Here is a 15,782-nt window from a genome sequence, read left to right as displayed (position 1 = left end):
GCGGTACATAACTTACTAAAGTGCCGAACCAAAAGCATGTACAATGTCTGATATCAAAATAAAAATAACCGACCGTGAAGGTGTTACCCATGAGGTAGATGCACCTACTGATATGAACATGAACCTAATGGAGGTAGTTCGTTCGTATGAATTGGCGCCTGAGGGTACCATTGGTGTCTGTGGGGGTATGGCCATGTGTGCCAGCTGTCAGTGTTATGTTAAATCAGACCATGTTCTTCCTGAAATGTCAGATGATGAAGACGCTATGTTGGCGGAAGCTTTTAACGTGGAGGATAACAGTCGGCTTGGCTGCCAGATACATATGACCGAAGACCTCGATGGTCTTGAAGTAGAACTAGCGCCTGAAAGCTAGATTCTCGCCTGATAGGTAAATAAATTGTAGTAACGCCCTTCTTTGGCAATCAGTTCATCATGAGTACCTCTTTCGGCTATTCGTCCGTTTTCTATCACTAGTATTTGATCGGCCTTTCTTATCGTACTTAATCGATGCGCAATTACGAAAGTGGTACGGCCTTCTGTTAAGGCGGTTAAACTCTTTTGTATCAAAGCCTCACTTTCTGTATCCAGATTAGAGGTAGCCTCGTCCAGTATCAATATTTTCGGATTGGCCAGTATGGCCCTGGCAATGGCGATTCGCTGGCGCTGGCCACCAGAGAGTTTTACGCCTCGTTCACCGATCAATGTATCAAGGCCTTCTTCAAAGCGGTCGGTAAATTCGTTGACGTAGGCCGAATTAACGGCATCTAACAATTCTTGTTCGGTCGCTTCCGGTTTTGGAAACATGATATTGGCTCTAATAGTACCTTCGAACAGAAAATCGTCTTGTAGCACTACGCCAAGAAACTGTCGAAAACTGGTCAGGTCTACTTTCGAAAGGTCATTACCATCTATAGTAATTTGACCTTCGTCAGGGCTCAAAAAACTGGCGGCCAAACTGGCAATGGTAGACTTACCTGACCCCGAACTGCCGACTAGGGCGATTACCTGACCGGCGTTGACTTCAAAATTAATATGGTGCAACACCTCTTTATCCTCCTCATAAGCAAAAGAAACATCGTTAAAGCTCATATCACCTTTGATGTTTGAAAGCACGATGGTGCGATCTTTTTCATCGGCTTCGCTAATTTGGTTCATTAATTCTTCGGTACGGTCCAACCCTGCGAGGGCTTCGGTCAATTGACTTCCAATATTGCTCATCTGAACTATTGGTGCGACCATAAGGGCCAGTAAAAAAGTAAACTGAAAATATTCGCCCGTACTTAAGTTGTCTTGCATCATTTGGTATCCACCATACCCCATCATAATCCCTGTAGTTGCAAGCCCTAATAAAAAGGTAGAAGAACTGGTCATAAAGGCGGTGGCAGTCAAGCTTTTTTTAACGTTATTGTACAATCGCTCAACACCTTCTTCAAATACCTTACCTTCTTGTTCTTCAGCATTAAAGCCTTTGATTACACGTATACCGCCCAATGTTTCGGTAAGTCTTCCTTTTACCTCTGCATTTATTTTACCCCGTTCCCTAAAAACGGGTCTTATAATTTTAAAGGCTTTCAATGAGATAAAGGCGAAAATCACTAAAGGAATAAACGTAAGTAAGGTCATGGTAGGGCTTATCCCCAGTAATAAAACTAATGAGCCGATGGCTGTAAGCGTGCCTCCTACCAATTGAACCAATCCTGTTCCTATTAGATTGCGAACTCCTTCCACATCACTCATAATTCGAGAGACCAAGGCCCCTGATTTGGTGTTGTCAAAAAATCGAATGGGCAACGAAAGCACTTGTTTTTGAACCTGTGCCCTCAATTCAGAAATCATATACTGTGCCTGAATGCTGAGTACTTTGGTCAATAAAAACGACATAACCGCCTGAATCAAAAAAGATAGAATTACTACGGCTACAAGAACTTTGAGAAGGTCGTAGTTCTTGTTCGGCACAATTTCGTCCAAGAAATAGCGTAAGGAAACTGGGGCCACAAAACTGGCAGCTTTACTGATGATAATCAACAAAAGACCTAGCAATACCAATTTTCTTCGGGGCCAGATAATTGTTTTAAAGGCAGTAAGAATGCTTACTTTTTTTTCCGCCATATGAGTTGTTGAATGAAGAATGCAAGTTACTCAAATCAACTAACATATCGATTGATGTAAGAGCAATAGGCTTCTTTTTAAGGTTTGTCTGTATCTTGTAATTCTAAATTTCAGAAAATGAGATATTTTCAATGCATGTTGCTGTTTTTAGTGTTTGGCTGTGCGACTGGAACAAAACAATCGGAGGCGGAACGATGGAAAAGCCAAGCGGAACAGATAGAAATCATTCGCGACGACTTTGGGGTGCCTCACATTTACGGCAAAACTGATGCCGATGCCGTTTTTGGGCTACTCTATGCCCAGTGCGAAGATGATTTCAACCGCGTAGAGCAGAACTACTTGTGGGCTATAGGACGCTTGGCCGAAGTTGATGGTCAAGAGTATTTATATAGTGACCTGCGGGCGAATTTATTTATGACAGAAGAAGAGGCGAAAATCAAATATGAAGGGAGTCCCGATTGGTTAAAGAAACTTTGCGATGCCTTTGCTGATGGAATCAATTATTACCTTCATACACATCCGGAAGTGAAACCAAGGCTCTTGACCAGGTTCGAACCTTGGATGCCCATGTATTTTAGTGAAGGCTCTATTGGGGGCGATATAGAAAGAATTTCGATAGAAAAAATAAAATACTTTTATAAGAATGGTGATGTAGAACAAACTCATTCCCGACTAGATAGTGTTGCTTCGGTCTCTCAAGAACAGCCCTTGACAGAGCCTCAAGGCTCCAACGGAATTGCCCTTTCCGGCTCGCTTACTAAGTCGGGCAATGCCATGTTGCTTATCAATCCGCATACCTCATTTTATTTTCGTGGCGAGGTTCATGTAGTCTCTGAAGAAGGGCTTAATGCCTATGGCGCCGTTACTTGGGGGCAGTTTTTTGTTTACCAAGGGTTCAATGAGAAAACAGGTTGGATGCATACCTCTACCTATACCGATGTGATGGATGAGTTCAAAGAGACAATTTTAGAAACCGAGGGTAAACTGTTCTACCAATACGGTGAAGAATTGCGACCGGTAAAAAAATCGGAAATAACGCTTAAATATAAATCGGATAATGGTATGAAGGAGAAGACCTTTCCCATATATCGCACCCATCATGGGCCGATTACGCATTCGGTTGATGGACAGTGGACGGCCTCTGCCATGATGTGGGAACCCGCAATGGCATTAGAACAATCTTTTGTTCGAACCAAGAAAGAAGGGTATAAAGGATTTAGGGAGATGATGGACATAAGAACCAACTCGAGTAACAATACCGTATACGCCGATGCCGAGGGTAACATCGCTTATTTTCACGGTAATTTTATTCCAAAACGCGATACCTCTTTTGATTATTCGAACCCCGTTGATGGAAGCAACCCTAAAACGGACTGGCAAGGGCTTCATACGGTTGATGAGAACATTTTGGTTCGTAATCCTGCAAACGGATGGATTCAAAATTGCAACTCAACCCCTTTTACTTCAGCTTCCAATTACAGTCCGAAAGCGGAAGACTACCCGTATTATATGTCTCGTGACCAAGAAAATTATAGAGGTATTCATGCTATTGCCCTATTGAAAAAGGCAAAAGACTTTACCTTGGATAGTCTTATTCATTTGGCACACGACCCTTATCTTCCTGCTTTTCAAGTTCTGATACCGAGCTTGGTGAAGGCCTATGACGATAATGTTAAATCGGGCGGACAGTTAGAAGGACCTATAGATGAGTTGAGAAAGTGGGATTATACCACCTCTAAAGAGTCGGTTGCGATGACCTTAGCACATTTTTACGGAATCTTGGTTTATGAAAGAATGCATAGGCCAGAAGGAATGTCTTATATGGAATTGATGGACCACTGGGCACAAACCGGTGATGATGTAGGTCAGCTTCAAATTTTATTGGAAACGGTAGAGAGACTGGAAAAAGATTTCGGCACGTGGCAGATGCCTTGGGGAGAAGTGAACCGATACCAGCGTTTAGATGGTGCCATTCGCCAATCTTTTGACGAAGATAAGCCAAGTATTCCCATTGGTTTTGCCTCTGGGCGATGGGGAGCCCTAGCCGCCTATGGGGTTAGTTATACCAACAACACAAAGAAAATATTCGGTACAAGGGGCAATAGCTTTGCTGCGGTCGTTGAGTTTGGTGAAAAGGTACGGGCCAAAAGTATTTTGGCAGGCGGACAGAGCGGTGACCCTAATTCTCCACATTTCGATGATCAAATAGAAAGGTACGCCCAAATGGATTGGAAAGAAGTACCCTATTATCGTGAAGACGTTCTTAAAAGAGCAGTAAAGACTTATGTTCTCGGAAATCGATAATACTTTGGTAAACCTACCCTATCAAGCTGGTATTTGTTGGCTAAGGCAATGTAGGGTGCCAAAACCCCAAATAATATCGATGCAGCTTATACCAATGACTTTTCTGTCAGGAAAACAATCCGCTAGAATATTCAGGGCCAAACGGTCGTTTTCATCATTAAAGACGGGAACGAGCACCGTTTCGTTCAATATCAAAAAGTTGGCATAGCTGGCCGGAAGTTGTAAATCATCAAAGATAATATTACGCGGCATCGGCAGTTCGATGACATTTAAAGGCTTTCCGTTTTCCAATTTAGCTTTCCGTAGAATTTTCAGGTTTTCCTGTAAAGGATGATAGTTTTTTTCGTTAAGGTCGTTTTCAACGACTGTAACAACGGTATCTTCATTTACAAACCTGCAAAGGTCATCAATATGGCCGTGAGTATCGTCACCGGCAATACCGTCTTTCACCCAAATGGTATTGGTGATACCCAAATACTCTTTAAAGATCGCTTCATAGTCCGATTTGGTAAAACCTACATTTCTTACTTGAATTTCCGGATGCAACAAACACTCTTCTGAAGTAATGAGGGTGCCCTTTCCATTCACCTCAAGCGCACCACCTTCCAGAACTACCTTTTTTCCTTTATAAGTAACCTGGGTGAGCGGAACGTTAAGTATTTCGGCCACCTTTGAAGGTACATGCTGGTCTAGTTTCCAGTTTTTGTATTTGGCCCAGCCGTTAAAATTAAAATTGAGCGCTTCCCGTTTACTTCCATTTTTGACAATGATAGGTCCGGAGTCACGCATCCAACTTCGGTTGGTCTTTTGTTCAATATAGGTTATGTTCTTTAAATTGACCGATGCCAATGCCAACATATCGTTGACCTTAGTTTTTAAAGCGTCGTTTTTTACTATTAAAAAAACCTTTTCTACTTCGGCCACCTTTTTAAAGAATTCCACAAAGGCCCACTGAACGGCCGCATATTTGCCCGGCCAATCATTACCGTTGTGCGGAAAGCAAAGTAATACACCCTCTTGTTTTTCCCATTCGGCAGGAAATCTTCTGTTTGCCATTTCTACTCGATGAAGCGTTTGGTCAGGTCTTGAAAAGCATCAATTCTACGATCACGGAAAAAAGGCCAGTTTTGACGAACATTTTCTTGATGTGCCAAATCAATTTCTGCAATCAAAAGCTCTTCTTTATCGGTCGATGCCTTTGCTAAAATCTCGCCTTGCGGGCCACAAATAAAAGATTGGCCCCAGAATTCGATTCCGTCGGTATCGGGTAGGTATTTTTCAAGTCCTATGCGGTTGGCCGCGGCTACATAGATTCCGTTGGCCACTGCATGCCCTTTCATGACGTTCATCCAAGCGCCGTATTGGTTTTCACCATATTGCTCTTTCTCAAAAGGATGCCAACCTATAGCAGTGGGATAAAAAAGTACCTCTGCACCTTGCATGGCGGTTAATCTCGCCGCCTCTGGATACCATTGATCCCAGCAGATAAGGGTGCCGATATTCCCTTTTTTAGTACTTATGGATTGGAAACCGAGATCACCCGGCGTGAAATAGAATTTTTCATAAAAGTGTGGGTCATCAGGAATGTGCATCTTACGGTAAAGCCCGGCACGTGAACCATCCGTATCGATGATATAGGCACTGTTGTGATAGATACCGGCCATACGCTTTTCAAAAAATGGCACCACTATGGCCACATTCAATTGTTTAGCCAATTCGCTGAAGGCCGTAAAGGAAATATCACCTAATGGCTCCGCTAAAGAAAAATTTGAAACATCTTCACTTTGGCAGAAATAGTGACTACTGTACAATTCAGGTAGACAGATGACTTCAGCTCCTGCTTCGGCCGCCTTTTTTACCCAATGCAAACATTTTTTTCTATTCTCTTCCGGAGTATTGTCCAAATTAAGCTGAACAACCCCAATTTTGTAGTTTTTATAACCCATTCAGATATCTTTTTGCAGGTATTATGCTATGCGAAGATATATAAATTATACTAGGATAATTTAACGGAAAAGCCCATAAAATGGCAATAAGAAAAGCTGTTTACTCTTTGGTAATGATCAAAGTGGCCTTCGAGCCTGTCGATAAGAGCCACTTGTTGGAGTAGATCAACTGCCCTTGGTCATCGTAGACATCTACTTGAGCGGTATTCGGTGGCGAAGAGCCGACGTTTAATGCTTCGAAATCAATTCGGTTGAAACCTTCTTCCAAATCGATATTGACCCCTTTAAAGCTTCCGGTAAGTAAAATATTAGGGTCGATGACGCGGTCGTTCATGTAGATTTTAACGCGGTCACCATCAACGAATTCATGGTCTCGACACACAATACCGACAAATTTCCCATTACTTTTAACGTCGCCCAGGTACATATCGGCAAAATGCTGCTTAGAGCCTTCTTTAGGTTCACGCGGACCTGCCTTTGGGTCGATTTTCATTCCATAACCCGCTTGTACCAATTCCCTATCATCAATCATTTTGACAGGATTGCGATTCGTCATATCAATATTGGTCTCGGGGTTATCTACTACAGAAGGAATTTTCAGTGCCGTACCTTGCTGTGGCTTTTTGGTGTCGTCTATTTTATTGGCCGCCTCAATTTTCAATTCTTTCTGAACCGGAATATCGGTCTGGGCCATGCCTAAAGAGCATAGCAAACCGAGAGCACACGTTATGAACCAATTATTCCTATCCATAATGATCGATAGTAAAGATAGCAAATACCCTGCCACAGGGGCTTAACGCTATGTTAAAACGAAAAATTACGAAAAATCGTATCGGCGATTAATTGGTGTCCGTTCTTATTGGGATGAATGGGGTCTGAGTCATAACAGTTTTCTTGCTGCTGCAACAAAGGGGTATGTATATCAATTTCCATTTTTGACATCGGGTGCTGCATGTTCAGAACGATGGACTTAAATTCTTGTAATACCTCTTTTTCATATGCTGGATATGGATTTTTATACCCATATGGAATCTCATTGGAAAGCTCTGATAAAGGGGCCGCTTCTAAAGCCAAAGGGGGTGGGGTAAGTAGAATAGCACCGATTTCTTTCTGGCGGAGTTTTTCGAGAAAAGAGTATACACCTATCTTAAAACTATTGAACAACTCTTCGGAAGGTTTTCCGTAAATACCACAATTGATGCCATAGCAGAAAAGGGCCAAATCGATAGGCGTTTTGGTCAATATATCATCTAGTCGCTCAAATAGGTAGGGCCTTGGCCCAGGATGGTCTTCTTCGGTAAGCCCTGAAACAGTTTCGCTACTTTTGCCAAAATTGATGAGCCTTACATTTAGTTCTGGATGCTCTTTGTCAAGTTTTGCCTGGAGCATTTCGACATAGCCAAAACCACCGGCATTGGTAATGCTATCGCCAAAGCAACCTACAGTCAAGTTTCTCTCGAGCTTAAATTTGTTCGAGTCCGAGCAGGCCGCAAAACTGGAGGCAATAATTGCGGCGATTGAGGTTTGTAAAAAATGTCTTCTATTCATGGGGCCTTATGAAAGAGCTTAAGACTCCGTAAATTACATCATTTCCACGTTCTTTTTAGGAAGTTGATGAAATTTGAATGAAGAATTTTTTCTACATCTTCAGCGTTATAGCCTCTTTTTGACAAAAGCGCGGGTATTTTCTGTAAATCTGCTATGGTATCAATATCCATAGGCCCTTGTTCGGTGCCGAAACCGCCATCTAGGTCGGTTCCTATTCCGACGTGATCGGTATTCCCTGCGATTTGGCAAATGTGGTCTAGGTTATCGACCATCTGCTGTAACGAGCAATTAGCGGTTACTGGGTCCGATTTGCCTCTTACCCAGTTGGGCACCATCATCCATGCATCGAGAACCATGCCTATAACTGCCCCTCTACTGATGAGTTCTTTAATTTGTTCATCAGAAAATTGTCTGTTATGGTCGACCAAGGCTCTACAGTTATTGTGGCTCGCCCAAACCGGACCTTGATAACAATCCATAGCTTCCCAAAAACTTTGGTCACACAGGTGTGTGGCATCCAAAATCAAATTCAATCTTTCGATTTCTTTCAATAGCTCCTTGCCTTTTACTCCAATCCCACCGACTGAATCTGTTCCGAACGCGTAAGTACCCGGCCCATAGTGCGCCGGTCCAATAGCTCTCAGCCCCTGTTCATAAGATTTTTCTAAATGCTCTAGGGTGACTATCGAATCGGCACCTTCTAAACTCAGAATGTAGCCGATAGGCTTTTTCCCTTCCTGGGTATTCCAAAAATCGAGGTGGTTTTCTAGTTCTACCGTGTTGGTGATTTGTACCAATTCGCCGATTTCCTCCATAGAACGGTACCAAGTGAGCTGGCCTTGGGTTTGGGCCCAAGCCTGATGTGGAGATTTCCAACCTGGCAGATTATTACCTTTTTTTACGTACCGCGCAATTTGCGTTGCCATACATAGGCCGATATTACCTTTTCTCATGGCATCGAACGATACCGTATTTTTACCACGATCCGGTTTATCGGTCATGCCCATTTCACTTTTTCTGATTTCTTCAACGGGCCAGGTCAAATCTCGATTCCATTCCATAGCGTTCATGGATAGGTCGAGGTGGGCATCGAAAATAAATGCACTCATAAATTTATTGATTGGTTACGTGCGGCAACTAGCCATGTATTGGTTACTTCATTATTTTTTACCACCTGTAAATGGTGTTGCTTTGCTACGGTAGGGCATATGTGCATAGGAATGCAATAGATTACATCTCCTATCTCAAAGTCTTTGGCATTCTCCGTCTCTATGACAAAATGTTCCTCGCTTTGCCCTAACTGCTTCCAATTCTTGACATTTAAAAACTTCACCCTAGGAAAATTCATTTCAGAGGCCAACCACTTATGGCCCAAATCTAGGCAAATGGTATTTTCATTGGGTTTGCTGATGATTCTTGTCAGCAGAACTGCTGAAGATTTAAAATCCATTTCTGGAAAAAGCCCACCATAGCCGGCATCCCAAAGTAGTGTAGTGCCAGGGCTGGCTTCCACTCCTTTTCTTTTACAGTGAAAGGGGTACGATGGTGATCCACCTGCCACTATATGTGGAACAGGCATTCCTTGCGATTGAATCTGATTTGAAAAATCAACCACGGACTGAAATGCTTTATCGCAATCGACTTTTCTCTGAGAGGGGTCGGTATTACGAAGGTGACCGTCGTAAACATGTAGGCCCATTATCTCAACATTAGGGCTTTCAAAGGCGGCTTGATATAGCTGTAATGCTTTTTCATGGGGTGCAATACCGGTTCGGTTCATACCATTATTGATGTCAAGCCATAAGCGGACGGTGATATCCGATTTTTTGGCTTTGGAGGCGATGGTATTTAGGTTATTTTGGTCGTCGAACAAAGCGGAAAAAACCGTTGAAGGAAACGCTTGCATTAATGCTACGAATCTATCGATATTGTTTCCGACAGGTTGCATGGCCAACAGTACATCTTTGGTACCGTTTTGAGCCAATAGCTCAGCCTCGGCAATAGTCGCGCACTTGAATTTGCTGATGCCAGACTTTAGTTGCATTTGAATAATTTCCGCTGTTTTGTGAGTTTTAACATGCGGGCGTAAAAACTCACTGTCATCAGACATGTTCAACATCGTATCTATGTTTTGCTGAATGCGGTCTGGATAGACTAAAAGTGCCGGACTGATTACTTTTTCAGGATTTTGTAGGGCGTACCACGGTAAGTTGCTCATGAAATTTAATGTAGTTCGAACATAGCCTCAACTTCAACGGGAATTCCACCGGGTAAAATCATGCCCACGGCACTTCTTACACCCACCCCGTTATCTGGGCCAAAAACATCTGACATAAGCTCGCTGAACCCATTGATCACCAAGGGTTGGTCTCCAAAATCAGGGTCTGAATTGACCATGCCCAAGGTCTTTACTATTCTTTTGATTCTGTCTAAGTCGCCAAAATGGGTTTGAATGGTAGAAAGCATTGTTAAGCCCACTTGTCTTGCGCCTTGTTTGGCTTCTTCAAGATTTATGTTATGACCTGCACGCCCCTTCATTAATGTGCCATCAGGTAGCATAGGGCCTTGACCTGAAACGTACAGAAAGTTGTCAACTACCAGTACGGGTTTGTAAAGGCCTGCTGGTGGTGGGGCAGGAGGTAAAATTAGACCCAATGATTTTATTCTTTGTGATGGTGATTCGCTCATAAAATTGAATTATAAAAATGTATTTAAAATTAAAACTCCGATCAACCCCATGACACCAACGGTAGTTTCCATGACCGTCCATGTTCTTAAGGTATCCTTTATTGAAAGGTTGAAATATTCTTTGTAAAGCCAAAAGCCTCCGTCATTCACATGAGATAGCATTAAACTACCGGATCCTATGGCCAGTACCATTAATTCGGCACTTACACCAGAATCACCTATAAGTGGCATGGCGATGCCGGCAGCGGTAAGGCCCGCAACGGTTGCTGAACCTACACAAACCCTGATAACCGTAGCAATTAGCCAGGCCAAAATCAAAGGGGAGATACTTGAACCCTTTAACATGTCGCCAATATACTCACTCACGCCACTATCGACCAAAACTTGTTTTAGCCCTCCAGCCCCTGCTATAATCAAAAGTACCATGGTAATTCCGGATACGGCACTAGAAACAGAATCCATGATTTCTTTCATGTTCTTGCCTCTTGCCAAACCAAGGGTATAGATGGCTACCAATACGGAGATAAGCATGGCAATAACAGGGTCACCAATGATGTCCGTGATTTTTCTAATGGTATTGCCCTCCGGTAAAATCAAAGTAACGACGGAAGCCAAACCGATTAAGATGACCGGTAACAACGCAGTCAAAATGCTTGTTGCCGTATTCGGCATTTCATGGTCTTTTAGTACCGTTGGGTTCAAGAACTCTTTTAAGGGAGTAGCCTTTACGTTTTTTATGGTTCTTGAAAACATCGGACCGGCAACGACAATGGCCGGTATGGCCACAATAATACCATAGAGCAAGGTTTTACCAATATCGGCATTGAACATTACCGCAATACCCGTCGGAGCGGGATGCGGAGGAAGATAGCCATGCGTTACCGATAGTGACGCCAACATAGGTAAGCCTACGTAAATCAATGGGAGGCCTGTTGCCGCAGCTACCGTAAAAACCAAGGGAATCAAAATGACGAAACCGACCGTGTAAAACATCGGAATGCCCACTATGAACCCCGTAAGTACAACCGCCCACTGTATGTTTTTCTTCCCAAATTTTTCAACCAACTGAGTCGTTATTCTTTGTGCGGCACCTGAATCGGCCACTAATTTACCAAGCATTGCCCCTAGACCCAATATCAAGATAAGATAGCCTAAAGTACTGCCGATACCTTTTTGAATCGATTCCGAAACGGTTAGAAAGTCCATGCCCTCGGCTACCCCGACCAGAAGGGAAACAATGATGAAGGAAATGAAAGCGTTTAATCTGAATTTGGCTATTAAAATAAAGAGCAGGATGATTCCGGCTATTACAATGGCGAGTGGCATAGGTTGGTTTTAAAACTTTTTGTTAAATATACAATTTTGAAATTTTGAATGGGGCTGGCAAGCCTATATGACTAGTTGATTTCTACCTTAGGTTCTTCATTTAGATATCCTAACGATTGTAAAAAAATATCAGCTTCGTGAATGGTTTCTTTGAACATATCGATAAACCGATAATTGAAAAAACCATGTTTCTCTCCCTCGTATATTCTTAATTCGCAACGACTTCCCACTTTTTCCATTACCGTTTGGTAGTACTCAGAAGTTTCAACTGGTATGTAACGGTCCTCTGTTCCTAGCAAAAATAGGGTCGGAGGTGCCCCACGCTTGATATTGTGCAAGGGTGAAAAGTTTTTGTAGTTGTCACCTATTCTTTCGTAACCATAACCACCAGGGCCGTTATCTATTACCGGATTAAAAAGTAGTAATGCATTTGGTTTGCAGTCAATCGACAGGTCATCATTTTTGTCGTTATAATCGGCGATGAGTGAAGTGGCCGCTGCCAAATGGCCCCCGGCAGAACCTCCTGATGCTACTATCTTGTTGGGGTCAACACCCAGTTTTGTTGCATTTTGACGTACATATCTCATAGCCGATTTCGCATCTTGCAAAGCTACATAGGGGGTTGTTTGGTGTTTGCTTTCCGTTCGGTAGTCGGCAAGAATACATACGAGACCTCTTTTGGAGAAATAATCGGCCTGTTCGGCGAAATGGCTACGGTCTCCGTTTCGCCAGCCTCCTCCAAAAAAGAATACGATGGCAGGTTTTTGGGGTTCTTTATCCATTCTCACTGGCGAGTGAATCTCTAAATAAAGCTTAACCGTATCAATTTGTTTGTAAAGTATTTCTCTCTGGCCAAACATGGGCAAAGAGAAAAAGGCGCAAACGATCAATAATTGTAATTTATTCATTATCGGGTAGTGATATAAATTCTTTTCTTTTGGTCTCGAACCAGGTTTGCATCTCCGTGGGAGACTTCATCAGGGCCTGCATTTTTTGCATGGCCTCTAAATGGGGTATGTCTCCTTTTTGAAACATTTCCATACCATGTTTTTTACTTAGTTCGGCTATTTCTTCAAAGGTTTCGGCATGAAATTCTTGATGGCAGGCGCCTCCCAATTGTTTGCAGGTCATGGTTTTCATAACTTTTCATTTTTAGTGGTATGAAAGTTACCAAATTTTAAAGCTGCATGGGGCCTTCAATAATCTACCGAGATTATTTAGAACTTTCCGGTTTCGGATATTTTCTAATAGGTGAATACCTTTTATAGGTGTTGAAGATTTCTTTATCAGGACCAACATACCTAGGGTCTTCTGTTTTTTCCAAAACATCGACTAAGGCTTCCTTCAATTCTTCTTCAATTGCTTTAACCTCTTCTTTGCCCGAAAGATTCTCTAAACAAGCTGGGTCGTTTTTTACATTGAAAAGTTCAAATTCCGGCCTTTTGGCTACAGATAGATCAAAATATTCTGCAACCCCGGGCGCATCATGATTCTCTATGAGATAGGTTTTAGTAGGGCAATCATCAATATCCATAAATGCTGCATCTGGAATGAATTTTCCATTTTCATCCAGCCCGTTAATGGGCATGAGTTTGGTAGAATCTTTCGGATGGAATTTTTGTGGAGCACCAGCGGGCCAAAGATTGGGCTCCATATTCCAAACGTATAGATAATCGCCGCCTTTAATAATTCTTTGTGGATATCCTTTATTTAAATAACGACTTGAAGAATGCCTTTCTCTGCCTGCCAGGGCATATTTTCTTGTTTCATCAATTTTTCCTTCATCTTTTGACTTTAACAAGTTGGTAAAACTTTTACCTACAATGGGAAGCATACCTTTTTCGGAGGTTTCGGTAAGTTCGAGCAAGGTAGGGGCCAAATCGATAAAACTTATAGGGTCTTCAACTATTCTGCCTCCAGGAAATTGGGAAGGAAATCTAATGGCCATGGGCACGTGTACACCATCTTCATACCCGTTGGCCTTGGCTCTCGGAAATGGCATACCATTATCTGCGGTCACGATTACAATGGTGTTTTCAAGTTCTCCTTTTTCCTTCAAGTATTCGAGCATTCGCTGCAGATGAAGGTCGAACCATTCTATCTCTACGGCATAGTCTAAAAGGTCGCCACGAATAACATCATTATCAGGTAAATAACCGGGTACTTGAGCATCTTCTAGCTTTTTGCCCAATCTTTTCCATGAATCGCGTTCATATCTTCTGTGAGGTTCTGTTCCCCCGTACCAAAAGAAGAATGGCTCATTATCACGAACATTTTCCATGAAATGTTCAAAATTCGCATAGTAATTGGAAGCTCCGATACCCGTGGCCGTTCGCTCATCATTTTCAGGGCCGTATCGAAAATCGCTATGTTCAATGCCGCCGGCATTATTTTCTCTAAATAAAGAATCTTCGGGGCTTTCTGCATACCTGAACGGCCCTACACCTTTGCCTGTTCTTCCAGTTTTATAACCGTTTTTCTCAAGCAGGTCAATAAAGGACACGTGCTTTTTCATCCACGAAGAAGCATGTTGCCCAGACTGTTCATTTTGCCAATGGTAGCGACCGGTAACTATAGAGCTTCGTGATGGGGCACAGCCCGGCGAACCCGCGTAGCAATTGGTGAAATAAATACCCTCTTTGGCCATTTGGTCAAATGCAGGGGTGTTGATGAAGGTACTGCCACCGAAACTGGTATGGCCAAACGATTGGTCGTCACTAATGGCGAATAGAATGTTGGGGCGTTTTTGAGCTGTTTTTTGCTCATGCGCTTTTTCTTGGCAGCTGATAAGTGTTAGTGCGAATAACAACAGTATCAGTCTGCCCGATCGGTATCTGTCAAGCATGTTTTTGTCTAGAGTGTTTATTGTTAATTCTCTAAATTTATGAAAATAGGTTTAGTTTGGATGGATAAAGTACCGAAAGAAAGTTCGGGTCGGGTAATCACAGCTACTTTCGTTGGTAGTCCCTTATCTTTTGTGGCCCTTCCAATAAAACTCTGACCACTCGCAAGATGCCGTCTTCAGTTGTGGCGATTTGCCATTTGATCAACGATATTTCGCCATTTTCAATTTCTATTCCCGTAATGCTTCGAGGGTGAACGCAACTACCATCATTAAAAAGAGGAATATCGCCAGGTTCGGGAAAACGGGGTCTATGGGTGTGGCCCACGATGGTGATGAGAAGGTTGTTTCGAAGAATCCATTTTTTTAGCCTTCTTTCAATTTTAATGAGTTCGGTATAATTTTTCGCTGGACTGGTCGGGTCTGCAATACCCCATACCTGAAGAGGTTTCCAAAGTGCCCTTACCAAAAAGCGACTCCATCGCCAGAACGTGTAGTTCCACCAATCGGCCTGATGGCCATGCGTTAAAAAAAGTTCTTGTCCCGTAATTTTATGTTTTAGAACAATGGCTTCGTGATAGGCAATGCCTTCAAATAGTTCTTTCGATTCGCCATCGATGGGCTCAAAATAGCTGCTCAGATGTTTTTTGACATATTCAGGGTCTTTGTATACCATATCATGATTACCCCAAATCATATGAAGTCTTTTGAGCAAATGAAATTTTTTGAGCAACTGGTACACATTTTTATGAGCTTCGAAAATAGATTCGAAATTTAGATTTTCCCATAGCTCATCGCCATCACCTAGCTCGCAATAATGAAACCCCTCTTTGAAATAAAAGTTAAGAGCATGAAAATAGATGTTTCTATTATTCGCAAAATCATCGGCAAAACTGTTATCGCCTCGGTGACAATCGCTGAAAAGTATAAACTTGGAACTATCGTCAAAAACAACCGTTTTGGCATTTTCGTAGGCCCTGGTTAAACGCTTGGTAGATGACATTGGTTGTAAAGAGATT

At 42.5% G+C, this 15,782-nt stretch carries 15 protein-coding genes; 2 read left to right on the top strand and 13 right to left on the bottom strand.

Annotation, left to right across the window (positions count from 1 at the left end):
• Positions 1-43 precede the first annotated feature (43 nt).
• A complete protein-coding gene (locus tag D1013_RS19300) occupies positions 44-373 on the top strand; it encodes a 2Fe-2S iron-sulfur cluster-binding protein (RefSeq protein WP_121850385.1) in 330 nt (109 codons plus the stop codon).
• Here D1013_RS19300 and D1013_RS19295 read toward each other — a convergent pair.
• Positions 370-2,109: an ABC transporter ATP-binding protein gene (locus D1013_RS19295; RefSeq protein WP_121850384.1), complete on the bottom strand. Its 1,740-nt coding sequence runs from the start codon at positions 2,107-2,109 to the stop codon at positions 370-372. The genes D1013_RS19300 and D1013_RS19295 overlap by 4 nt on opposite strands.
• Before the next feature lie 117 nt (positions 2,110-2,226).
• Between D1013_RS19295 and D1013_RS19290 the strand changes: the two genes are divergently transcribed.
• The gene (locus tag D1013_RS19290) at positions 2,227-4,413 is read left to right on the top strand and encodes an acylase (RefSeq protein WP_225621395.1); all 2,187 of its coding nucleotides are present in this window, start codon (positions 2,227-2,229) and stop codon (positions 4,411-4,413) included.
• Between the two features lie 21 nt (positions 4,414-4,434).
• On the opposite strand, the gene D1013_RS19285 is transcribed toward D1013_RS19290, so the two are convergent.
• The 12 genes from D1013_RS19285 to D1013_RS19230 form a co-directional block, all read right to left on the bottom strand.
• Complete coding sequence (locus D1013_RS19285) at positions 4,435-5,469, bottom strand: agmatine deiminase family protein (RefSeq protein WP_121850382.1); 1,035 nt, start codon at positions 5,467-5,469, stop codon at positions 4,435-4,437.
• A 2-nt stretch (positions 5,470-5,471) separates the two neighbouring features.
• A complete protein-coding gene (locus tag D1013_RS19280) occupies positions 5,472-6,359 on the bottom strand; it encodes a carbon-nitrogen hydrolase (protein ID WP_121850381.1) in 888 nt (295 codons plus the stop codon).
• A 100-nt stretch (positions 6,360-6,459) separates the two neighbouring features.
• Positions 6,460-7,110, bottom strand: a complete 651-nt coding sequence (locus tag D1013_RS19275) for a hypothetical protein (RefSeq protein ID WP_162987954.1) — start codon at positions 7,108-7,110, stop codon at positions 6,460-6,462.
• A 53-nt stretch (positions 7,111-7,163) separates the two neighbouring features.
• Entirely contained in the window at positions 7,164-7,907 is a 744-nt protein-coding gene (locus D1013_RS19270) for a GDSL-type esterase/lipase family protein (RefSeq protein ID WP_121850379.1), read from the bottom strand.
• Positions 7,908-7,945: 38 nt separating this feature from the next.
• Entirely contained in the window at positions 7,946-9,016 is a 1,071-nt protein-coding gene (locus D1013_RS19265; protein ID WP_121850378.1) for a dipeptidase, read from the bottom strand.
• Positions 9,013-10,125, bottom strand: a complete 1,113-nt coding sequence (locus tag D1013_RS19260; protein ID WP_121850377.1) for a D-TA family PLP-dependent enzyme — start codon at positions 10,123-10,125, stop codon at positions 9,013-9,015. Before D1013_RS19260 ends, D1013_RS19265 begins: the two co-directional genes overlap by 4 nt.
• Positions 10,126-10,130: 5 nt before the next feature.
• Positions 10,131-10,595 (bottom strand): RidA family protein, encoded by a 465-nt coding sequence (locus D1013_RS19255; protein ID WP_121850376.1) that lies wholly within the window; start codon positions 10,593-10,595, stop codon positions 10,131-10,133.
• 9 nt (positions 10,596-10,604) lie between these two features.
• Positions 10,605-11,921: a gluconate:H+ symporter gene (locus D1013_RS19250; RefSeq protein WP_121850375.1), complete on the bottom strand. Its 1,317-nt coding sequence runs from the start codon at positions 11,919-11,921 to the stop codon at positions 10,605-10,607.
• A gap of 71 nt (positions 11,922-11,992) precedes the next feature.
• On the bottom strand, positions 11,993-12,829 hold the full coding sequence (locus D1013_RS19245) for an alpha/beta hydrolase (protein WP_121850374.1): 837 nt from the start codon (positions 12,827-12,829) through the stop codon (positions 11,993-11,995).
• Positions 12,822-13,061, bottom strand: a complete 240-nt coding sequence (locus D1013_RS19240) for a DUF1059 domain-containing protein (RefSeq protein WP_121850373.1) — start codon at positions 13,059-13,061, stop codon at positions 12,822-12,824. The genes D1013_RS19245 and D1013_RS19240 overlap by 8 nt, the downstream gene beginning before the upstream one ends.
• A 73-nt stretch (positions 13,062-13,134) precedes the next feature.
• The gene (locus D1013_RS19235) at positions 13,135-14,766 is read right to left on the bottom strand and encodes a sulfatase family protein (RefSeq protein ID WP_121850372.1); all 1,632 of its coding nucleotides are present in this window, start codon (positions 14,764-14,766) and stop codon (positions 13,135-13,137) included.
• Positions 14,767-14,869: 103 nt separating this feature from the next.
• Complete coding sequence (locus tag D1013_RS19230; protein WP_121850371.1) at positions 14,870-15,766, bottom strand: metallophosphoesterase; 897 nt, start codon at positions 15,764-15,766, stop codon at positions 14,870-14,872.
• Positions 15,767-15,782: the final 16 nt, after the last annotated feature.

It is taken from the genome of Euzebyella marina (assembly GCF_003687485.1).
Taxonomy (GTDB): domain Bacteria; phylum Bacteroidota; class Bacteroidia; order Flavobacteriales; family Flavobacteriaceae; genus Euzebyella; species Euzebyella marina.
This window is presented reverse-complemented; position numbering and strand designations above follow the sequence as displayed.